This window comes from Streptomyces sp. NPDC039462 (assembly GCF_055639375.1).
In genome coordinates, this window is sequence record NZ_JBVKAO010000003.1 from 740,472 (window position 1) to 761,902 (window position 21,431).

General features: G+C 68.2%; 22 protein-coding genes. 12 read left to right on the forward strand and 10 right to left on the reverse strand.

All coding sequences use genetic code 11. The features are described from left to right. Positions 1-3: 3 nt before the first annotated feature. Positions 4-651 carry an ATP-dependent Clp protease proteolytic subunit gene (locus tag ACZ7LU_RS20515; RefSeq protein ID WP_471917515.1) on the reverse strand — a complete coding sequence of 216 codons (648 nt, stop codon included), beginning with the start codon at positions 649-651 and terminating at the stop codon, positions 4-6. A gap of 169 nt (positions 652-820) precedes the next feature. On the opposite strand from ACZ7LU_RS20515, the gene ACZ7LU_RS20520 reads away from it, so the two are divergent. From ACZ7LU_RS20520 to ACZ7LU_RS20555, 8 genes are all read left to right on the forward strand, one after another. Beyond that, positions 821-1,099: a type II toxin-antitoxin system Phd/YefM family antitoxin gene (locus ACZ7LU_RS20520; protein WP_471917516.1), complete on the forward strand. Its 279-nt coding sequence runs from the start codon at positions 821-823 to the stop codon at positions 1,097-1,099. A gap of 162 nt (positions 1,100-1,261) precedes the next feature. Then, positions 1,262-1,474, forward strand: coding sequence for a hypothetical protein (locus ACZ7LU_RS20525; protein WP_471917517.1), 213 nt, complete (start codon positions 1,262-1,264; stop codon positions 1,472-1,474). 222 nt (positions 1,475-1,696) lie between these two features. Further along, positions 1,697-1,999, forward strand: coding sequence for an urease subunit gamma (locus ACZ7LU_RS20530; protein WP_398306692.1), 303 nt, complete (start codon positions 1,697-1,699; stop codon positions 1,997-1,999). 50 nt (positions 2,000-2,049) lie between these two features. Continuing rightward, a complete protein-coding gene (locus ACZ7LU_RS20535) occupies positions 2,050-2,361 on the forward strand; it encodes an urease subunit beta (protein ID WP_398307088.1) in 312 nt (103 codons plus the stop codon). Then, positions 2,354-4,075: an urease subunit alpha gene (locus ACZ7LU_RS20540; RefSeq protein WP_398306691.1), complete on the forward strand. Its 1,722-nt coding sequence runs from the start codon at positions 2,354-2,356 to the stop codon at positions 4,073-4,075. The genes ACZ7LU_RS20535 and ACZ7LU_RS20540 overlap by 8 nt, the downstream gene beginning before the upstream one ends. A gap of 29 nt (positions 4,076-4,104) precedes the next feature. Next, positions 4,105-4,779, forward strand: a complete 675-nt coding sequence (locus ACZ7LU_RS20545) for an urease accessory protein UreF (RefSeq protein ID WP_468088860.1) — start codon at positions 4,105-4,107, stop codon at positions 4,777-4,779. 67 nt (positions 4,780-4,846) lie between these two features. Beyond that, complete coding sequence (gene ureG / locus ACZ7LU_RS20550; protein WP_398307086.1) at positions 4,847-5,530, forward strand: urease accessory protein UreG; 684 nt, start codon at positions 4,847-4,849, stop codon at positions 5,528-5,530. Positions 5,531-5,571: 41 nt separating this feature from the next. After that, on the forward strand, positions 5,572-6,357 hold the full coding sequence (locus ACZ7LU_RS20555; protein WP_471917772.1) for an urease accessory protein UreD: 786 nt from the start codon (positions 5,572-5,574) through the stop codon (positions 6,355-6,357). Between the two features lie 19 nt (positions 6,358-6,376). On the opposite strand, the gene ACZ7LU_RS20560 is transcribed toward ACZ7LU_RS20555, so the two are convergent. The 4 genes from ACZ7LU_RS20560 to ACZ7LU_RS20575 form a co-directional block, all read right to left on the reverse strand. Then, a complete protein-coding gene (locus ACZ7LU_RS20560; protein ID WP_471917518.1) occupies positions 6,377-8,125 on the reverse strand; it encodes a chitinase in 1,749 nt (582 codons plus the stop codon). 129 nt (positions 8,126-8,254) lie between these two features. Continuing rightward, positions 8,255-9,088, reverse strand: coding sequence for a PIG-L family deacetylase (locus ACZ7LU_RS20565; RefSeq protein WP_468308062.1), 834 nt, complete (start codon positions 9,086-9,088; stop codon positions 8,255-8,257). Positions 9,089-9,451: 363 nt separating this feature from the next. Then, positions 9,452-10,558, reverse strand: coding sequence for a hypothetical protein (locus ACZ7LU_RS20570; RefSeq protein ID WP_471917519.1), 1,107 nt, complete (start codon positions 10,556-10,558; stop codon positions 9,452-9,454). Between the two features lie 163 nt (positions 10,559-10,721). Then, positions 10,722-11,081 carry a MerR family transcriptional regulator gene (locus ACZ7LU_RS20575; protein WP_398306681.1) on the reverse strand — a complete coding sequence of 120 codons (360 nt, stop codon included), beginning with the start codon at positions 11,079-11,081 and terminating at the stop codon, positions 10,722-10,724. 112 nt (positions 11,082-11,193) lie between these two features. Between ACZ7LU_RS20575 and ACZ7LU_RS20580 the strand changes: the two genes are divergently transcribed. Then, a complete protein-coding gene (locus ACZ7LU_RS20580; protein WP_471917520.1) occupies positions 11,194-11,805 on the forward strand; it encodes a DsbA family oxidoreductase in 612 nt (203 codons plus the stop codon). After that, positions 11,802-12,296 carry a nucleoside deaminase gene (locus tag ACZ7LU_RS20585; RefSeq protein WP_471917521.1) on the forward strand — a complete coding sequence of 165 codons (495 nt, stop codon included), beginning with the start codon at positions 11,802-11,804 and terminating at the stop codon, positions 12,294-12,296. The genes ACZ7LU_RS20580 and ACZ7LU_RS20585 overlap by 4 nt, the downstream gene beginning before the upstream one ends. Before the next feature lie 378 nt (positions 12,297-12,674). Here the strand turns inward: ACZ7LU_RS20585 and ACZ7LU_RS20590 are convergent, their stop codons facing one another. From ACZ7LU_RS20590 to ACZ7LU_RS20605, 4 genes are all read right to left on the reverse strand, one after another. Continuing rightward, entirely contained in the window at positions 12,675-13,178 is a 504-nt protein-coding gene (locus tag ACZ7LU_RS20590; RefSeq protein WP_471917522.1) for a hypothetical protein, read from the reverse strand. After that, positions 13,162-14,166 (reverse strand): hypothetical protein, encoded by a 1,005-nt coding sequence (locus ACZ7LU_RS20595; protein WP_471917523.1) that lies wholly within the window; start codon positions 14,164-14,166, stop codon positions 13,162-13,164. Before ACZ7LU_RS20595 ends, ACZ7LU_RS20590 begins: the two co-directional genes overlap by 17 nt. Before the next feature lie 187 nt (positions 14,167-14,353). Then, positions 14,354-15,784: an SRA domain-containing endonuclease gene (locus tag ACZ7LU_RS20600; protein WP_471917524.1), complete on the reverse strand. Its 1,431-nt coding sequence runs from the start codon at positions 15,782-15,784 to the stop codon at positions 14,354-14,356. 113 nt (positions 15,785-15,897) lie between these two features. Further along, positions 15,898-16,035 (reverse strand): hypothetical protein, encoded by a 138-nt coding sequence (locus ACZ7LU_RS20605; RefSeq protein WP_471917525.1) that lies wholly within the window; start codon positions 16,033-16,035, stop codon positions 15,898-15,900. 1,692 nt (positions 16,036-17,727) lie between these two features. Between ACZ7LU_RS20605 and ACZ7LU_RS20610 the strand changes: the two genes are divergently transcribed. Continuing rightward, a complete protein-coding gene (locus tag ACZ7LU_RS20610; RefSeq protein ID WP_471917526.1) occupies positions 17,728-18,465 on the forward strand; it encodes a hypothetical protein in 738 nt (245 codons plus the stop codon). Positions 18,466-18,654: 189 nt separating this feature from the next. Beyond that, positions 18,655-20,283: an alpha/beta hydrolase gene (locus ACZ7LU_RS20615; protein WP_398306675.1), complete on the forward strand. Its 1,629-nt coding sequence runs from the start codon at positions 18,655-18,657 to the stop codon at positions 20,281-20,283. An 85-nt stretch (positions 20,284-20,368) separates the two neighbouring features. Here ACZ7LU_RS20615 and ACZ7LU_RS20620 read toward each other — a convergent pair whose 3' ends face one another. Continuing rightward, positions 20,369-21,418 (reverse strand): NAD-dependent epimerase/dehydratase family protein, encoded by a 1,050-nt coding sequence (locus ACZ7LU_RS20620; RefSeq protein WP_471917527.1) that lies wholly within the window; start codon positions 21,416-21,418, stop codon positions 20,369-20,371. Positions 21,419-21,431: the final 13 nt, after the last annotated feature.

The following is a 21,431-nucleotide window of genomic DNA, read 5'->3' on the forward strand; positions in this document are numbered from 1 at the left end:
GGCTCACCTCGGGTCGCGGGCGGCGAGCGAGGTCTTGCGGCTCGGGATGATCCGGTCCACGAGCCCGTACTCCAGGGCCGCCGGGGCGTCGAAGATCTTGTCCCGTTCGATGTCGGCGGTGACCCGCTCCGGGCTCTGCCCTGTGTGTCGTACGAGCATGTCCTCCAACTGCCTCCTGGTGCGCAGGAGTTCGTCGGCCTGGATCGCCAGATCCGTGGCCTGGCCCTGGATCGGTTCGGAGATGGCCGGCTGGTGGATCAGGACGCGCACGCCGGGCAGCGCGAACCGCTTGCCGGGAGTGCCGGCGGCGAGCAGGACGGCGGCGCCCGACGCGGCCTGGCCCAGGCAGATCGTCTCCACGTCGCAGCTGACGAACCGCATCGTGTCGTAGATCGCGGTCATCGCACTGAACGAGCCGCCGGGGGAGTTGATGTACAGCGAGATGTCGCGGTCCGGCGCCTGGTACTCCAGGTGCATGAACTGCGCCATCACGTCGTTCGCCGAGGTGGCGTCGACGGGGGTGCCGAGGAAGACGATCCGCTCTTCGAGGAGCTTGGAGTACGGGTCCATGGTCCGCGCTCCCGAACTGGTGCGTTCGGTGAACTCGGGCAGGACATGACGGGCAGCTGGACGGGCGGACGAGTGATTCATGACGCGCCTCTCTTCTTCCGGTCGCCACGGTGCGGTCCGGCTCTGTAAAAAATGTACAGGACGTACGTTAGATGCGGGCCCGGTGCGCGGTGTCGGATTCGACGATCAGGACGTCCGTGGAGGTCGCTCGCGCCCGGAGCGTGTGAAGAGCGGCGTCTAAGCTGGACGCATGGCCTACGAGATTCCGGTGACGCAAGCCCGCGCAGAGCTCGCCGAGCTGATCAACCGCGTCGTCTACGGCGGCGAGCGGGTCGTCGTCACCCGGCACGGCAAGCCGCTCGTGGCGCTGGTCTCCGCCGCCGACCTCGAACGCCTCGAAGGGCTCGCGGAGGCCTCCGAGGAGCGGACGGTCAGTACCGTCACCTCGATCGAGTCGACGTCGCCCGCCCCGTCGGAGCGGCAGCGGTTCGGCATCGCGGCCGAACACCGCGGCCCGAGCGCGACGTAGCGGAACATCCGCCCGAGCGTCGGGGCCGGCCCCGACGCCCGCGGCGCCGAGCAGGCCGCGAGCCCGGCGACGGTAGCGCTCGCTGCGAGCGTCGTCAGACCCAACGCCCCCGGTGCCGCGCACCAGTTGCTGGCGTGCCCGCCGAGTCGGCTGTGCGCGAGCGTGGCCGCCGTCGGCACCGCGGTGGAGCCGGGGGCCTGTTCCCGTACGGCCTGCCGCGGCCACTGCGCGACGACCGGGTTCGCAGCCGTCGCGGTGAGCAGCTTCGGCACGCCGGACGCGGCGACGATCGCGTCGTATACGGATCCGGTACGGACCCGGTCCTTCGGCGCCGAGCGGCAGGTCACGGGGTGTGGTGCGGGCTGCGGGCCCTGATGGGTATGGCGGAGCCCAGCTGACGGTCATGGGGCGGTCAACGACTGGTTAACCTCGTTGAAACTCCTCCCAACTACTCTCCCGTGCCACGCCACCAGCGGGTTTTCTGACCTGGGTGCGCAAGATCGCGTGCACTCGCTGTGTGTTACATCTATATCCGTCGCGGTGGCCGCGGCAGCCGGACCCCGCACGGTTCGGAGCGAGGACTGTGAGGTGGGACGCGTGCAACTGACCCCGCACGAGCAGGAGAGACTGCTCATCCATGTGGCCGCGGATGTGGCCGAGAAGCGAAGGGCGCGGGGACTGCGGCTCAACCACCCCGAGGCGATCGCCCTCATCACCTCCCACATCCTCGAAGGCGCCCGCGACGGCCGCACCGTCGCCGAGCTGATGTCCTCGGGGCGGCGGATCCTCACCCGGGACGACGTCATGGACGGCATCCCGGAGATGATCCACGACGTCCAGGTCGAGGCCACCTTCCCGGACGGCACGAAGCTCGTCACTGTCCACGAGCCGATCGTCTGACGGGAGTCTCGCGCCTCATGCATGCCGCATCGCACGGCACCGCCCACGGCCTGGTCCCCGGAGAGATCCTCTTCGCGGACGAGCCCGTCCCCTTCAACGAGAACCGCGAGGTCACCCGCCTCACCGTCCTCAACGCCGCCGACCGCCCCGTCCAGGTCGGCTCCCACTACCACTTCGCCGAGGCCAACCCGGGTCTGGACTTCGACCGCGGCGCCGCGCACGGAAAGCGGCTCAACATCGCCGCGGGAACCGCCGTGCGCTTCGAGCCCGGAATCCCCGTCGACGTCGAACTCGTCCCGCTGGCCGGCAAGCGCGTGGTGCCCGGTCTGCGTGGCGAGACCGGAGGTGCCCTCGATGCCTGAGCTGTCCCGTGCCGCGTACGCGGATCTCTTCGGCCCCACGACCGGCGACCGCATCCGGCTCGCCGACACCGACCTGCTCATCGAGATCGAGGAGGACCGCTCGGGCGGCCCCGGCCGCTCCGGCGACGAGTCCGTCTTCGGCGGCGGCAAGGTCATCCGCGAGTCGATGGGCCAGTCCCGCACCACCCGCGCCGAAGGCGCCCCCGACACCGTCATCACCGGCGCGGTGATCATCGACCACTGGGGGATCGTCAAGGCCGACATCGGCATCCGCGACGGCCGCGTCACCGGCATCGGCAAGTCCGGCAACCCGGACACGATGGACGGCGTCCACCCCGATCTCGTCATCGGCCCCGAGACCGAGGTCATCGCGGGCAACGGCAAGATCCTCACCGCGGGCGGCATCGACACCCACATCCACTTCATCTCGCCGACCATCGTCGACGAGGCGCTCGCCTCCGGCGTCACCACCCTCTTCGGCGGCGGCACCGGGCCCGCCGAGGGCAGCAAGGCGACCACCATCACGCCCGGCGCCTGGCACCTGTCCCGGATGTTCGCGGCGCTGGAGTCCAGCCCCGTCAACATCGGCTTCCTCGGCAAGGGCAACACCGTCAACGCCGAGTCGATGCACGCCCAGCTCCGCGCCGGAGCCGTCAGCTTCAAGATCCACGAGGACTGGGGCGCCACACCCGCCACGATCGACGCCTGCCTGAACGTCTGCGAGGAGACCGGCGCCCAACTCGCCGTCCACACCGACACGTTGAACGAGGCGGGATTCATCGACGCCACCTTCGACGCCGTCGCGGGCCGCACCCTGCACGCCTTCCACGTCGAGGGCGCGGGCGGCGGCCACGCCCCCGACATGATCACGGCGGTCTCGCTGCCCAACATGCTGCCGAGCTCCACCAACCCGACCCGGCCGCACACCGTCAACACCGTCGAGGAGCACCTCGACATGCTGATGGTCTGCCACCACCTCAACCCGGCCGTCCCCGAGGACCTCGCCTTCGCCGAGTCCCGGATCCGGCCCACCACGATCGGCGCGGAGGACATCCTCCACGACCTCGGCGCCATCTCGATCATGTCCTCGGACTCCCAGGCCATGGGGCGCATCGGCGAGGTCATCATGCGCACCTGGCAGACCGCGCACGTCATGAAGCGGCGCCGCGGATTCCTGCCGGGGGACACCCGCGCCGACAACCACCGCGCACGTCGCTATGTCGCCAAGTACACGATCAACGCGGCCGTCGCCCAGGGCATCGACCACGAGCTCGGCTCGGTCGAGCCCGGCAAACTCGCCGACCTGGTGCTGTGGGAACCGGCCTTCTTCGGCGTCAAGCCGCAGCTCGTCCTCAAGGGCGGACAGATCGCGTACGCGCAGATGGGCGACGCCAACGCCTCCATCCCCACCCCGCAGCCGGTCCTGCCGCGCCGCATGTTCGGGGCGCACGGCGGGGCCCCGGCACTCAACTCGGTCAACTTCGTGACCCAGTCGGCGCTGGACGACGGCCTTCCGGAGCGCCTCGGTCTGGCCAAGCCGTTCGCCGCGATCCGCTCCACCCGCGGCCGCAGCAAGGCCGACATGCGCGAGAACGACGCGCTGCCCCGGGTCGAGGTCGCCGCAGACAGCTTCGCCGTCACCATCGACGGCGAACTCGTCGAACCGTCGCCCGCCGCCGAACTCCCGCTCGCGCAGCGCTACTTCCTCTTCTGACGGCCCGACGACACCAGGCGACCCCACCCATGTCCAGAGCAGCACTTCTCGTCCTGGCCGACGGCCGTTTCCCCGCCGGCGGGCACGCCCACTCCGGCGGCGCCGAGGCGGCCGTCAAGGCGGGCCGCATCACCGGCGCCGCGAGCCTGGAGGCCTTCTGCCGGGGCCGGCTGCACACCTCGGGGCTCGTGTCGGCCGCCCTGGCGGCGGCCGCCGCCCTCGGAGTCGACCCGAGCGCCCTGGACTCGGTGGCGGACGCCCGCACGCCCTCGCCCGCCCTGCGCACCGCCGCGCGGCGCCTCGGCCGGCAGATGATGCGGGCCGCCCGCGCCACCTGGCCGCACCCCGAACTCGACGCGCTGGCCCGGCAGTTCCCTAAAGGCGCCCACCAGCCCGTCGTCCTCGGACTCGCCGCCCGCGCCGCCGGACTCGGGCCCGAGGACGCGGCGTACTGCTCGGCGTACGAAGGGATCAGCGGACCGGCGACCGCCACCGTGCGGCTGCTCAGCCTCGACCCCTTCGACGCCACGGCGGTCCTGGCCCGGCTCACGCCCGACGTCGACCACGTGGCACTCCAGGCCGCCGACGCGGCGAGACGCGCCGTCCACGAGGGCGTCGACGCGCTGCCCGCGGCCTCCGCGCCGCTCCTGGAGATCAGCGCGGAGGTACACGCGGCCTGGCCGGTACGCCTCTTCGCGTCGTAGCACCCCCGATCCACTGCCCCTGCCCGCCCCCTCCGGCGGCCCACCCCCGACCCATGGAGCTGTCATGCTGCACCTCGACCACTCCCACGACGGCCCCGCCGCCGTCTCCGCCGACGCCCACCGTCCCGACGGCCGCCGCCGCGCGCTGCGCATCGGGCTCGGCGGCCCGGTCGGCTCCGGGAAGACGGCGACCGTCGCGGCGCTCTGCCGCGAACTGCGCGACGAGCTCTCCCTCGCCGTCGTCACCAACGACATCTACACCCGCGAGGACGCCGAGTTCCTGCTCCGCGAGGCCGTCCTGCCGCCCGAGCGCATCACCGCCGTGGAGACCGGCGCCTGCCCGCACACCGCGATCCGCGACGACATCTCCGCCAACCTGGAGGCCGTCGAGGACCTGGAGGACGAGGTCGGTCCGCTCGACCTGATCCTCGTCGAGTCCGGCGGCGACAACCTCACGGCCACCTTCTCCAAGGGCCTCGTCGACGCGCAGATCTTCGTCATCGACGTCGCGGGTGGCGACGACATCCCGCGCAAGGGCGGCCCCGGTGTCTCCACGGCCGACCTGCTCGTCGTCAACAAGACCGACCTCGCCCCGCACGTCGGCTCCGACCTCGCCCGGATGGCCGCCGACGCGAAGGCGCAGCGCGCCGAACTCCCCGTGATCTTTCAGTCGTTGAGGTCCGGCGAGGGCGTCGGCCCGGTCGCCGCGTGGGTGCGCGAGCAGTACGCGACGTGGACCGCGTCGGCGTGACGGTCGACCTGGCCCCCCGGGTCGCCACGGACACGAGCCTGCTGTCGTCGGCCGCGACCGGCGCCGAGGCGGGCGGCGCGGGCATCCGCGCGACCGCCCGCCTGGAGGCGCGTGCCGACGGCCGGGGCGGCACGTCGCTCCCCGTCCTCGACGGCGAGGGCCCGCTCGCGCTGCGCCGCACCCGCTCCACCGGCCACGCGGCGCGCGTCACGCTCGTCGGCGCGATGAGCGGTCCCCTCGGCGGTGACCACCTCACCGTCGAGGCCACCGCCCACCAGGGCTCGGCACTGCACATCGCATCGGCGGCGGCCACCCTCGCGCTGCCGGGCCAGACCCGGGCGACCGCGCGCTACGACGTACGCCTCACCGTCGCCGACGGCGCAGAACTGTACTGGCTGCCCGAGCAGTTGATCTCCGTGTGCGACAGCGACCTGCGTGTCACCACGCGCGCCGAGCTCGCCGCCGGTGCGCGCCTGGTGCTGCGTGAGGAGCAGGTCCTCGGCCGCACGGGCGAAGCCCCCGGCCGTCTGACGAGCCGCCTCACCGTGCGCCGCGCGGGACAGCTCCTCCTCGACCAGGAGCTGTCCTGCGGCCCCGGCGCGCCCGGTGGCTGGGACGGCCCGGCGGTCCTCGCCGGCCACCGGGCGCTCGGGCAACTGATCGTCGTACGACCGGAGTTCGCGCACGAGAAGCCATCCGCGGGGCCGCTGGGGGAGTGGGCCGCCATCACGCCGCTCGCGGGCCCCGGGGTGCTGGTCACCGCTGTCGCGCCGGATGCGCTCCTGGTGCGCGGGGTGATGGACGAGGCTGTACGCCGCCTGGGCTGACCCGTTCCCTACCCGTTCACTAGGGAAGGCTGTGCACCTTCGGGCCGACGGCGTTCGACCACGCGTTGCCCGCGGTCGCGTCCCAGTTCGTGGACCATGTCATGGCGCCGCGCAGCGCCGGGTACGTCTTGGACGGCTTGAAGGAGCCGCAGCCGGTGCCGCGGGTCAGGCAGTCCAGGGCGTTGTTCACGACCGACGGAGCCACATAACCGCTGCCCGCGCCACGCGTCGAGGCGGGGACGCCGATCCCGACCTGCGACGGGTCGAGGCCGCCCTCCAGCTGGATGCAGGCGAGCGCGGTCAGGAAGTCCACGCTGCCCTGGCTGTAGACCTTGCCGTCGCAGCCCAGCATCGAACCGCTGTTGTAGTACTGCATGTTGACGACCGTGAGGATGTCCTTCACGTTCAGCGCCGTCTGGAAGTAGCCGCCGGAGGTGGACTGCATGTCGATGGTCTGCGGCGCCATCGTGAGCACCATCTTCGGGCCCGCCTTCGCCGCGAGCTGGCGCAGCGCCTTCGTCATGTAGGTGGGGTTGAGGCCGTTCTCCAGGTCGATGTCGACGCCGTTGAACCCGTACTCCTGCATCAGCGCGTAGGCGCTGTTCGCGAACGCCGTCGCGGAGGCGTCACTGTTGACGGAGATGGTGCCCTTCTCGCCGCCGACCGAGAGGATGACGGACTTGCCCGCTGCCTTCTTCGCGGCGATGTCCGCCTTGAAGTCGGCGGTGGAGGCATAGCCGACGGCCGGGTCCAGGTTGAAGGTGATCTGCCCGGGGGTGGGCGTGGCGTCGGCGAAGGAGACGGCGATGATGTCGTACTGCGAGGACACGTCCCGCAGCTTCTGCACGGTGGCGCCGTTGTCGAAGTTCTGCCAGTAGCCGGTCAGCGCGTGCCTGGGCACGGTGCTGTCCCCGCCGCCGTCGCCCTTGGCGGTCCGTGCGGTCACGGCCGTCGACTTGGCGGACTCACCCGCCGCGTTCGACGCGCTCACCTGGAAGCTGTAGGCGGTGTCGGGGGTGAGGCCGGTGACGGTCGTGGAGGCGCCGCTGGTGGAGGCGACCTTCGTGCCGTCGCGGTAGACGGTGTAACCGGTGGCCTTGGACACCGGGGTCCAGGACAGGTCCACCGTCGTGGGCGTCGTCGCGCCCGCCGCGAGTCCGGCCGGCACGGCGGGTATCTCTACCGGGTCGGTGCCGCCGCCCCCGTCGGGCCCAAAGACGCTCACATCGTCCACGTAGTAAGCGCTCTGCCCGTACCAGCCGTGCGTGTACACGGTGACCGACGTGGTGTTCGCGCCGGTGGTGAAGCTGGTGGAGAGCTGCTGCCAGGACGAGGTGCCGGGCGTCCAGGTCGACACGTCGGTGGTACCGGTGCCGCGGGCGCCGAGGTAGGCGTAGCTGCCCTGCACCCAACTGCTGATCTTGTACGTCGAGTTGGGCTTCACCGCGACGATCTGTGAGCACTCGGCGGTGCCCTGGCCGGACGGGGTGGCCTTGAGCGCCTTCGTGCCGCCGTGCACGGGGGAGGAGACGACGGCGCCGCTGCCGGCGGCGCAGGTCCAGTTGCTCAGGTCCGACTCGAACCCGGCGTTCTTGACGACGTTGACGTCTGCTGTGGCGTTCGCCGCGCTGACGTCGGCCGTCTTGGCGTCCGCCGACTGTGCGGGTGCGGCGAGCCCGGTGACGGCGAGCGCGGCGGCCGCGCCGACGGCGATCGCCGCACCGAGTCTCCGTCGAACACCGGCTCTGCCCTGACGTACACGGTCCACGGGGTGCCTCCAGGGAGGGGTGGGGGAGGAAGTGAACGACGGTGGCCACCGCTGCTGTGCGCATCGTTGGTCCAGACCAATCAAGTTGTCAAGACCTCGGGAGAGCCGAACCCGTGTGAGCGTGGGGCGTCAGCGCAGCCCGGCGAAGAGATCGTTCTCGGGCACGGTCGCGCCGGTGGTGTCCTTGACGCGTACGAAGGTCTCCATGCCCATCAGCTCGCCGAACCTCTCCTTGCCCATCTTGAGGAAGAAGATGTTCTCGCCCTGACTGGCGTGCGCGGCCAGTGCGTCGAACTTCTGGCCGCTGAACGCGGTGGTGTCCACCCACGTGGTGATCTCGTCGTCGGGGAGGCCGATGTCGGCCAGCGCGGCGGCCTCGGCGGGATCGGGCTCGGGCATGTCCTCACCGAACTCGCGCATGATCTCGCCGAACCGCTGCATTCCCGAGCGGGGCATCGTCGTCCAGTACACCTTCGGTGTCAGCGAGGTCATCTCCAGCGCCGCCATCGTGATGCGGTGGGCCTGGATGTGGTCGGGGTGTCCGTAGAAGCCGTTCTCGTCGTAGGTGACGACCACATCGGGTCGGTAGTGCCGCATGAGCTCCGCGAGACGGGCGGCGCCTTCCTCGACGGGGGTCTGCCAGAAGGACCCGGGGGCGTCGTTGCTCGGCCAGCCCATCATCCCGGAGTCGGCATAGTCCAGCATCTCCAGATCGCTGATCTTCAGGACGTCGCAGCTCGCCTTGAGTTCGTGACGGCGCATCAGAGCGACGGCCGCCGGGTCGTGTCCGGGCTCACCGGGCTTCACACCCCCCGGCCCGTCACCACAACTGCCGTCGGTACACGTCACGAGAACCGTGCGCACACCCTCCGCCGCGTACCGCGCGAGGATCCCTCCGGTTCCGGTGGCCTCGTCGTCGGGGTGGGCGTGTACTGCCATGAGCGTCAAAGGCCGGTCGGCCATGAGTCGGTCCTCCTGCAGAAGTAAGGTCTTGATCGAATAACGCGGCGGTCATACCGCAAACCAGGGGCGACGAGGCCCCTGGTCGGTGCAACAGCGCCGACCGGACAGGCTGTTCCCGGGGCGGCCACTCGGTCTTCATGGCATGCGCCGGACGATGCGTCGGCCCGGCCGGGCGGTCGCCCGCCTCGCCGGAATTGATCTCGCCCACCCATACGTCTTCGAATTCGACGTGGTCAACCCCCCGGCGAATCTCCCGCTGAACCCGACCCCTTAGATCGTTTCATGTTGAATTGCATAGGTGGGACAGCCTTGTGAACGGCTCGAATTGCCTGTGCCGCCCTCCTGGCAATGATCTGCCAATGATCAGATCCGTGCCGCCCTCGGCGAGCTCTCCCGCCACCACGTGGGCGGAAGGCGCCAGGATGAACTCGTAATGGGGGCACGGTGGCGCAGGTAGTCGGTGTGCGCCTCCAGGACGTAGCCCTCGTCGGTCTCCATCGCCTGGTCCGCCAGTGCGTCCAGCGCCGCGTCGTCGGCCAACGGCACCGCGACACGGATGCGGCTGCCGGTCAGCGCCTCGGCGGGCTTGAAGCAGCCCAGCGGCAATCCATGGCGCTCGCGCAGCAGCGTCTTGTCGGCCTCGGCCCCCGGGTGATCGAGTAGCTTGGGCAACCGCGGCAGACAGACGCCGAACTTTCGGTGGAACGCGGTTGCTCCGGCCTCGGTGGCCAGGGTGGCGTACGGGTCGTCATCCGGTCGTGGCGCGGGCACTTCCACCGGGTCCTCGACCATCGGATACAGCGTCGTCTTGCGGTTCCACCCCTCGGCGAACTCCGGCCCGTTGGCGTCCAAGCGCAGCCGCTCCAGGCCCGCCGCGCGCTTCAGCCACAGCAGCAGCATCCGCGCCTCGGGGTCGATCGCGAAGAGCCGTACCACTGTCTGCGGTGCCGCGCGCAGCTGTCGGATCAGCTGCTCCAGCGGTGCGGCCGGCCGGTCCGGGGGAGAGGCGACCGCCATCGCAAGGAGTGCGTGGGTCAGGTAGTAATAGCGCATCTCGGGCACTTGTACGGGAACTGCCTCGGACGCCGCCACGGCCTGCTGCCACGGCTCCCCGCGCCCCACGACCAGGTCGCCCGGCGCGGCCAGATACACCGACCGTGCCTCGTTGTACGCCGAGAAGTCGTCCGGCGACCGGCCCTGGGCCAAGTGGGCCACATCGGCCTCGAAGCAGCCCTTCAGCGTGGACGCGGTACCGAGCACGATGGCCGGCACCTGTCCGCAGGGCGCGCCGAACGGCACCAGCTCGGCACGGGCCGCCTCCGCAGCGCCGGCCAGGTCCAGCCCGAGCAGGCGCAGTGAGACCTGCTCAAGTTCCGCGCGCGACAGCAGCTCCGGCCCCATGCAGAACCCCTCCCACGCCAGGGTCCTGCCTCGGTGGACGACGGCCGGCTTCTGGTCCTGTCCCTGCATGCACGGCTCCCGAAGTCGTTGCGTAAAGCGACGGGTTGATCACACACGGTGTACCACATGCGGGATAGTGAGGGAACTCCCAGATCTCCGCCCGCCGACTCTCCGCCCGACGGCCCGGACGCGCGCTGCTATCGCCTACTGCCTACTGCCTACCGCCTGTCGGCTACGGGGCTTCGCCGGGCAAGGCCGTTTCGATGCGGAGCGCCTGCAGCGTGTCGAGTTCCCGGTCGATGTCGCGTCGCTTGGCCTCCAGGCGCTCGGCCTCCTGGGCGAACAGCTGCTCCATGACGCCGTTGCGCTCTTCGGGCGGGGCCTCCATGCAGGGCAGCACTTCGTCGATGGTGGCGCTGCCCAGACCGGCGGCGAACAGGTGCTGGATCATGACGACCCGCTCCACCATCGAGCTGTCGAAGTCGCGCCACCCGCCGGGGGTGCGCTCGGAGCGTATGAGCCCGTGCGACTCGTAATACCGCAGAGACCGCGTGCTGACGCCGCTGGCCTCCGCCAGCTCACCGATACGCATGAAACCTCCTGAACTGTTCGCCGACTTCCGTTCCTTGAAGTTGACACCGGCGTGAAGTTACACGATCTGGGTGTCGCACCCGCCGGGGTGCTTCGGAGGGCCGGAGGCCGACGTGACTGCTCAGACCCATCCCGCTCGGATCCATCTGTGGTCGGACTACGTCTGCCCGTTCTGCCTGATCGCCGACGAGCTGGTCGAGCGCGCGATCGCCGATCGGCCCGATGTCGAAGTCGTCTACCACGCCCACGAGTTGCGGGCCCGGCCGGCGGCCACCCTGCGGCCGGAGGACCCGTACCTGCCCGACATCTGGGAACGTGCCGTGTACCCGATGGCGCACCACCACCAAGTACCGATGCGATTGCCGACCGTCTCGCCGCAGCCCTACACCGAACGGGCCTTCCGGGGCGCCCAGTACGCCTCGGAGCAAGGGCGGGCACGCGCCTATCACCGTCGCGTGATGACGGCGTTCTTCCGTGACGACCTCGACATCGGGGACCGCGCGGTCCTGGCCCGCCTGGCCGAGGAGGCCGGACTCGACCCGGTCGCCTATGCGGCGGCCCTCGACGAGCAGGAGTACGCGGAGCGGCACCGGCGCGCACTGGCCGAGTCGGCGCGGATGAACATCACCGTCGTCCCCACGATCGTCATCGGCACCCGGCGCATCGAAGGCGTCGCCACCGAGGGCGTGATCCGCCGGGCCCTGCGCGAAGCGGCCGCCGCGTGAGCGCGGACACGCCCCGGCTCACGGCTCTGATGGCCGACGCCGTGGAGGCCTGCGTCCGCAGGGTCGAGTCCGGCGGGGTCCCCTTCGTCGGAGTGCTCGTCGCCGACGACGGGTGGGTCTCCGACCCCGGCGTGAACCTCGTCCAAGAGACCGGCGACCCCACCGCTCACGCGGAGATCGTCGCCCTGCGGCAGGCCGTCCGGGCCCGCGGCCGTGCCGCTCTGCGGGGAGCGACCCTGCTCGCGACGGGGGAGCCGTGCGCCCTGTGCTACCGCGTCGCCGCCGCTCACGGCATCGCCGCCGTCCGCTTCGCCGTCGACCGCGACACCGCCGCCGCGTGGGGCTTCGACTACCGGGCCGGCTACGAGGCCGACGGAACCGACCGACTGCCCTTGGCGACAACGGCCCGACACCTCACCGTGGAGCGGAGCCTGACCCCTTTCATCCGCTACCTCGCCCTGCACACCCCCGACTTCACCGACCACCCCTAACCCGCCACCCCTCCCGTAACCCACGCCACATCAAGGACACCAGCAGCCCGCCCACCGGTGACGGTCACGACCCGCTCACCGGGTCGGATCAATCCGTTTATCGGATTGGTAATCAGGGGGAGCGCGTGGCCGTGGGTCTATGTGCCGCTGAGGTGCTGCGATGGTCCGTGGGCGTGCGTGGGTGTGTGCCGTTGTTCGCCGGCGTTGTCACGCAGTTAGACACTCAGCACTGCGATGCTGTGGATGTGGCTAGGCGTTTAGAAGATGCTCAGCGAGTACGGTAATGACGGCGTCGTTGACTTCCATTGTTTTGGTTAGTGGCTCTGCGAGCCGCCATGATCTCACGTCGTGATTATCTCGTGGATTGGCAAGTCGTATTCAGCTTACGGAATTTAAGAAAGCTGATCGGATGCGTTTCAGGATCATTAGCAGCGTAAGCGTGAAATGCGAAAGGAGAAGCAGGATCGCTGCGCCGACCCACCGATTCAACTTGTCGATGTTCATTCCTGCGCACACGCCGAGGATGGTAGTGGCCGCGAGCGCGAGGAGTAGCGTGTAGGTGACATTCGCTTGTAGCTCTTTAGCGAGTTTCAGTCGAGTGTTCTGATCTGTTGTGCCACCGACGCTTGCGGCGGCCTTAGCTGCTACGTCAAATAGCAGTACCAGCAGATTGAATAGAAGTCCAGTCAAGATGGCGAAAGCGGCCAGGATGTTATCGACTCCACTGATTCTCCAGTTGAGGGCACATCCGCCTGACGAAAGCAGTACGGGCGGTCCGTAAAAGAACGCCACTTGCTTCCACATGATCTTGCCTGTTGCGTGACTGCGCAGCGAGTTAAGATGGTCTTTTATGATTGGGGTGAGGTCAATCATTGTGGTCAACAGGGACCTCCAGCCTGTAGTGATCCCAAACGCCTGGCCACTGGAAAGCGCGGCGCATTCGATCGCGGGAGAGTCCCATGTTGTCGCCTAGATCTTCTGCGAGCTCTTCTGCCTTCCGATATGCATATGTATCGCTCAACTCGGTCACTCCATCCCGCTGCATCTCGGAGTCGAGGTCATAGAGCATGGCAGGTGTTGTACCAGACGAGACTGACAGGGTTCGCGTGGAGTTGGCAATCTTCACCTCGACCTTCATCTCTCGGAAGGTAACCTCACGCCACTCCAAGAGGGATGAAACATCTGTTTCCCCACTGAGTACGGATTGGATCTTCTTCTTGTGGAAAGATCCGGTTCGTGGGGGGCGCAGCATCAGTTCGAGGGACCCCAAATCCCTCTCCGTGTTGCCCATTCCTAGCGCATCTGCAACGTCATCCGGGATGGCATGCCGAACTAGTCGGATCTTCTTAAGTTCGCCCGTTTCCATGTACACGCCGAATGCGGCCTCTGAAGTCATGCTGTTGATCTCCAGCGTATACCCGTGGTACTTGCCCGCGAATGCCTTCTTGAAGGATTCTCCTAGTGACGCGATAACGCCGTTTCCCTGAAAGCGCTCAGTGAATAGAAGGCCGGCATTCCAGTCCTCAGGCAAAATCAAGTAATTCCGGAGATCGGTGAGATCTACATGGTCTTCTTCTTTTTGGAACACGATTTGCCCAGAATTTCGATCCCGGATCCTGGATTGTGCGCCGTATGAACCGTGCGCCAGTTTGACTCGTAGGGAGCGATCCTTCGTGTAAATGTCGTGCGCTTCGAGGGAACGCTCCTTATCTGGGATTTCATGCGGTCGCTCCTGCAGGTGCTGAAAGAAGCCATAGAATTCTTTCAGTAGGTCCGCGCCGCCTCCGTCGAAATTGTTAAGAGGAAGAAAGTCTTTCTCTCGGCTTCGACGGATCCTGACCGCGTAGCTTGCGAACGTATGCTTGGACATCGCTGCACCTCCCAGACTGAGCGTCAGATCATCGCACAGTGGCGCCTGTTCGGCTCATCCGTCAGCGAAGTGGATGGGGTGGAGGAGACTGTGACCACTCCTTACCGTCGCCGACAGGGTCGCGGGCTTCGAGAGCTGGGGAGGTGCCGGAGCAAGATCAGAAGCCTCGGCGTGAGCCGGGGCGGATCTACTCGGTGCTGTGGTGGGCACGGGAGAAGGCCGTGTCTTCCCGATCGGGCCACGCGAGCACGACACCAACCTGCCGGCAAAGGGTGACCCACCTGATCTCGGTCGGCTCGCGCTCGATCCAGAGAACCGCTGTTACGTCTGTGGCGCGGTCGCGCAGTTGGTCCTTGTAGTCCAAGACCTGGCCAAGCCCGGCTCGGAGCTGGCGCGCCTCGTTGGCGCGTGTTAGGGACTTAACCTCGCAGACAGTGAAGCGGTTCTGATCGTCGCGCCAAGCAAGATCGAAATCGGGATCAGTGGGGCCAGGGGACAAGGCGGTCAGTCCACGGTTCTGTGCCTCCTGAGCCAGATGGTTCTGGAGCCTGCGGTGCGTCGACAGGTTGCGACCAACAAGGTCGGGGTCCGGCGTACTCGGGACTGCCGGCGTGGGTGAGACGTCTTCGTCTACGACAGCGTAGCTCTGGCCGATCCCCACCTCCGGCGTTGTAATAGTCACCCGTACGGGAACGAGGTGGAAGTGGATGACTTGCCGCAGGGGGCCGCCTCCCGTCTCCGGTGCTTCTGCCCACGTGTAAGCATGCTCCGGGTCTAGCATCCACTCGCCGAGGTAGCGCACCGTCCCGCGGGCCCCCTCGAAGAGGCGCAGGCGCTTGCCAGTCTCGCGGTGTTCAAGGATGGCCTTGTTTCCTCGAACCATCCTCTGGTTGCCAGTCTGGCCTTCGCCGGTGTAGTGAAAAGTCCCGTCCTCGTTCCAGGTGTCGAAGTAGCCGTGCTGGTGACCTGAGCTCGCCGCTGTAAAGATGAGGATGTTGTCTGACGTCCCAGAAGGCGAGATCCCATTCTGGGTGCTCCCGCCATAGAGCGCATGCAGATCCGTGCGACGGATAGTGTCGCCGGGATTCAGGTGCCAATCCGGGTCGCTGGACTCAGAAACGTCGATGGCCTCGCGAATGGCCTGCCATTGGTCGTCAGTCAAGCGGTGAGGGCTGCCCGCGAAGGGCTGGCGAAGGATCGTTGCTCCGGCCATGCGCGCGTCGCCGACTAGCTGCGCTTTAGGGATGCGTAGGTCAAGCCATCTGTCGACTTCGAGGGGTACGAAGTGCTTCTGGCCAGGATTTGTCGTCCAATAGCGTTCATCCACCTGCCCGTACTCTGCCGAACCGGTGAAGTGGCCGTAGGCCGCGATACCTGCGCTGGGACCGCTCACCCACAGGACGAACTCATCACCCGCCGCAACCTCGTCCTTGTGCCGGGCGATAGTCCACGAGGTCAGAACCTCGCCGGCGTCGCGGTATTCGTCAAGCTTGAAAGTCTTCGGGTTGCAGTTCAGCAGCCAAGTAGCCATGAGTCCCCCGGGGTCGGTCGCGTCGTGAAGGAGACTGTAGATCACGGCACTGACAACGGACTTTGAGCCCAGAACATCCCTGGTCATGGGCTTGAGTGGTACGGAAGCCGATCGTTGTCGTGCTCGGGTCCTCATGGGACGTTGCCCACGCGGACGGTGGAGCGGTTTTGGGCCCCGACCTGAGCCGGGGCCCGTGGTGCTTAGCCTTCGCAGTAGTCGAGGAAGTCGCGGGGGTCGTAGCCGGGGTTCTCGTCCGGGCAGAGGGTGACGTCCTCGGGGTCCTCGGCGTACGGGTTGGGAACGATGCCGTCGTCGCACTGGGGGTTGGTGCAGGTCATGGTGTGCTCCCTAGGTCGGTGCCGTTGTCCTGATGGGCTTCGCCCGGCACGGTTCTGGGAGGGCGCACAAGGTGGAGCACCCCACTGTCTGAACGACCTTGTGCGCCCTCCCAGGTTCGTGCTGCCCTTGGGCATCAGGACAGCGGTGCCGACCGGCAGGCACCCCCACTGAGCCGACCCACGACGCCGGTTGGCTGACCACCTGCCCGGTCACACCTACTACCTGTATGCCGATACGGCACCCTCCGCAGCCTGCACCCTGGCTTCGCGGTCGGTGGAGCGGCTTTGGGCTGGAGCTGCTTTGGGGCGAGTGATCATGGCCCCTTAAGCTCATCGCGATTCGGGCAGTCAGTGGACCTGCCCGCAAGGTCCGAATCGGGGCCATGATCTTAGAGGCTCGCCCCAAAGTGGCTGCCTAAAGCCGTGGAACCGACCGCCCCAGCCCACCACCTTCCCCACCCCCATCCCACCTCTCCTTCCCCCGCCTCCTGCCCACCGCGGCGAATGGTGGTCCACGGCCGGCAGGGTGATCCCGTGCTGGCGCGCTGGAAGCTCCCGCGGGCTCGGCTGGCGGTGCGGGTCCTGCCCGGGTGCGCTGCCGGGGTGGTCTTCCTGCTGCCTTCGAGGCGTGCGGCAGGGGGCCGGCCACAGCTCCAGTGGGGTCCACCATCCCGGCTTGGGGCCGTGGCCACGGGTGGTGGGTTAGCCCGCTGTGTGCCGCCGCCGCGATCCGGCCTATTCGGTAACCCAAAGCTTCTGTGACCTGCTGTGCGGCTCTCCCCTGTGCCCTATGGCCCGGTGCTGGGTTTTGGCCGCTTGTGGGTGGTGACGGGCGGACGCCGCCGCGCAGCCGGTGGCGGAGACATGGAGGCAGCGGGGCGGCGGCCGACCGGCGCCGCCCCGCTGATGTGTGGCCCTCGGTCCTTGGATTGATCCCCTTCGGGGACGGCTCGGGTCTGTGGTCTTGATGGGGTGCTTGTGTCCGTGCGTGCGCTTGAGGTCCTACGGCTTTTGAGGTCTTCCCCCTCCAAGGCCGGATCGTGGTGGCGGTGCGCGGTGGGCTCACCCGCTTTCACCAGGGGCCAAAGCCCCGGCCAAGGGATGGTTGGCGCTCGCGGCTGGCCATGGACGGCCGCGAGCGCAGCGAGCCTTGATGAAGTAGGGAAAGTTCTACCGCACGGCTCTCCGTGAGGACTGATATCGCTTCCACCAGTACGTTTCCGCTCGTCCCGAACTGGCATATGCGTCTCTCGACGGGAGGGTTGTCTCACTTGGGACACCCGCACACTATTAGTTCATGTCCACTCGGCGAGGTAGGCAGCGACGCAAGTCCCCAGCGCCGCAACTCCGATCAGGGCCCAATAGGCCTAGCACCACATACCCGTCGGCGTCCGACGACACTCCCGAAGAACGGCGAGCGGCGGCAGTGCGACGGATCGTAGGCCCCGGCGAGCGACGCCGTTTGCTAGCAAAGGAACTCCGAGAGGTCGAGGCCGAACTCCGGCCCGCGGTAGCTGATGCGGTGAGTGTCGGCCTCCCATATCGCCGCATCGAAGAATTAACAGGCATCCCACGGGCCACGGTCGCACGTTGGGCGAAATCGAACGAGCCCACGGGTAGCTGAACAAGCAGCAAGCGGGCCGTGCCCGGTTGGAGCGGACACGGCCCGACCGATTCGAAGGAGTCCTAGCCATGTCGAATCGACCTGCCTCCATCCTGGCAGAAGATCATGCACCGGCGAACGAGCGTCTGCGTGGCGCAATGATCGCCGCCAACGTCACCGTGGAAGGATTAGCAACCCACTTGGGGATCGACCCGAAGAGTGTGGACCGGTGGATCGCGACTACCCGCACTCCCCATGCGCGCAATGCCCATGCTGCGGCGAAGGCGCTCGGCACCGACCCGTACTACTTGTGGCCGAGGCTGGACGAACGGCATCGTTCCAGTGTGAGCCCACGTGATGAGCTTCTGGCCTGCTACCCAAGCCGTGGTGCGGTCCCGTACGACCTATGGCGCACGACGCTGCTCAGTGCCACAAGCGTGATCGATCTCGCGTCTGCCAACGTCGTCTTCCTCGCCGATGCTGTCTGGGATCTGCGAAAGGTGCTCGCCGAAAAGGTTGAGGCCGGTGTACGCGTCCGCTTGGCCGCTTCCACTCCCGACTCAGTAAGGCTGGCCACGGTAGCGGACGTCTTCCCCTCGCTACTTGAGGTTCCCGGCATCAAGGTTGTGGCACATCCGGAACTGCGGGCAGACCTGGTTCGAGCCGATGACGAAATGTTGGTCACCACACCAGTCGACGGCCTGGCGCCTGCACTCTCCCCCGTGCTGCACCTGCGCCGGATCGGCCCCGCACCGCTCATGGCGGGATACCTCACCGCGCTAGACCACATCTTCGCCGCGGCCACTCCGTGGCCACGGGAGCCGTAGTCACTCAGTTGGACACTCACAGGACGTCAGAGGCCCGATCCCATAGGGGGACCGGGCCTCTGACTTGCGGCGACCGCTCACCGGGTCGGATCAATCCGTTTATCGGATTGGTAAAGAACCCCCGCCGTGCCTGTCCCCGGCGCCCCTCAGGCGCAAGGATCCCCGTACTGATCGACAGTGTTCGAATCTATGTGCGGGAGGCCTCACTTGAGAAGGAGCCCAGGGAGCAGGCGGCGGACGGCGGTGCTCGGATCCGCGGGTGGTCTCGTCGTGGCGACGCTGATAGCGGGCGGCGTCGCCGCACCCACGGCGACCGCCGACGGCACGTCCCATTCCGGTTCCGGCAAGGACCGTGAGGCCCGAGGCGCCGCCATCGCCGCGCAGCGTGCCGCGAAGGCCGGGATCGACTGGCGGGACTGCCCCGCCGACTGGGGTCTGGAGAAGCCCATCCAGTGCGGCTGGGTCACCGTCCCGCTCGACTACGCCAAGCCCAACGGCAGGAAGATCAAGCTCGCCGTCGACCGGATCGGCAACACCGGCGGCAAGAGCGAGCGCCAGGGCGCCCTCGTCTACAACCCCGGCGGCCCCGGCGCCTCCGGCCTGCGCTTTCCGCGTCGCGTCGTCACCAAGAGCAAGCTCTGGGAGAAGACGGCGAAGGCGTACGACTTCGTGGGCTTCGAGCCGCGCGGCGTCGGCCACTCGGCCCCCGTCTCCTGCGTGGACCCGCAGGAGTTCGTCAAGGCGCCGAAGCTGGACCCGATCCCCGACAGCGAGGCCGACAAGCGCGCCCAGCGCAAGCTCGCCGCCGAGTACGCGGACGGCTGCCAGGAGCGCAGCGGTGACCTCCTCCCGCACATGACGACGCCCAACACGGCCCGCGACCTGGACGTCATCCGCGCCGCGCTCGGCGAGAAGAAGCTGAACTTCCTCGGCGTCTCCTACGGCACTTACCTGGGCGCGGTCTACAGCACCCTGTACCCGACGCACGTGCGCCGCATGGTCTTCGACTCCGTGGTGAACCCGCGTACGGACAAGATCTGGTACGAGGTCAACCTCGACCAGGACGTCGCCTTCGAGAAGCGCCTCATCGACTGGATGACGTGGGTCGCGAAGAACGACGCCGCCTTCCACCTCGGCGACACCTACGACAAGGTCCGCGCCCAGTGGGACAAGCTCCGCGCCACCGCGAAGAAGCAGCCCCTGGACGGCGTCGTCGGCCCGGCCGAGTTGCACTCCTACTTCCAGAACGCGCCGTACTACGACTCGTACTGGGTCGAGATCGCCACGAACTGGAGCAAGTACGTCGCCGGTGACCCGAAGCCCCTCGTCGAGGCGGCGAGCCCCGACATGGCCGACACCGCGGGCAACATCGCCCAGGAGAACAGCAACGCGGTCTACACGGCCGTCGAGTGCGCCGACGCCAAGTGGCCCCGCAGCTGGAAGAAGTGGGACCGCGACAACACCCGCATCCACCGGACCAGCCCCTTCTTCACCTGGGGCAACGCCTGGATGAACCTGCCGTGCGCGACCTGGTCGAGCAAGCAGCAGCGGCCGCTGGAGATCCGCACCCACAAGGGCCTGCCGCAGACGCTGATCGTCCAGTCCACCCGTGACGCCGCCACGCCCTACCCCGGCGCCGTCGAACTGCACGAGCGCCTGAAGGGCTCCCGCCTGATCACGGAGAAGGACGCTGGCTCGCACGGCATCACCAACATCGCCAACCCGTGCCTCAACGACCGCGTCGACACCTACCTGTTGACCGGCAAACTCGACGCCTCCGACGTGACCTGCGCCCCGCACGCCACGCCGAAGCCGTAACGCGCAGACGCGCAGACGCGCGGGCGGCCGTCACCGGATCGACTTCCGGCGGCGGCCGCCCCCGCACCTGCCCCCGTGCCCGGCCTCAGGACCTCTGCCGCTCCAGCCACTCGTCCTCCGCCGCGTAGTCGAAGAGGTCGACCGACGGATCGTAGTTCTTCGCCATCTTCGGAAACGCCTCACGCCAGTCGCGGTCGCCCAGCCGCTCGGCGAGCCAGCCCACTGTCTCCGCCACCGAGTCGGTGTACGTCGTCACGGCGCGGTAGCCCAGTTCCCGCTCCGCCGCGGACATGTCGTAGACCACCGGGTGCGGCGTGGTCCAGGGCGTGACGCCGACGTTCCGGGCCGGCGCCGCACCCGGCACCGTCACAGTCACCGTCTCGCCCCCGACCCCCATCACGGCGTCGATCGCCGCGCCCATCTCCGCGACCGTGGGCGCGTCGGGATCGCCCGCGTTGAGTACCCGGGAACCGGGCCGCGCGGCGGCGAGCCGCACCAGCTCCGCGATGTTGTGGACGCTCACCGGATGGAAGCGGCTGAGTCCACCGTGCGCCAGTACGCGCGTACGCCGCCCGTCCAGGTTCCGCTTCACGAAGTACAGCTCGCGCGGCGTACGACAGTACGGGCCGTAGACCGCCCCGGCCCGCAGCAGCGTCACGGGCAGCTGCTCGCCGAGCGCCAGGAGTTCCCGCTCGATCCGGATCTTCCGGGTGCCGTACGTCGAGTCACCGGGCTCGACGGTGGGCTGGCTCTCCGGGATCGGCACCGGGTACTCGGGAAAGCCGTCCGGCTGGTCCTGGGTGTCGAAGCTGCGGCCCCGCCCGTCCCGGTAGACCGCTCCGCTGGAGAGCACCACGGCCGCCCCGATCCGATCGCCGAGGCCGGCGTACTGCCGGGCGTGCGCCGCGGTGAACGCCACCGTGTCGACCACGAGATCCACGCCGTCTCCCAGCGCCTCGGCGAGTGCCGTGTCGTCCTCCCGGTCGAGCCGCACCGTTCGTACGTCCTCGGGCCACCGTACGTCGCGGTCCGCACCCCGCGACGCCGCCAGCACCGCCCAGCCGTCCTCCGCGAGGGCTCGCACCGCCACGCGCCCGATCTGCCCCGTCGCGCCGATCACCAATGTCTTCTTCATGATCGGACCGTAC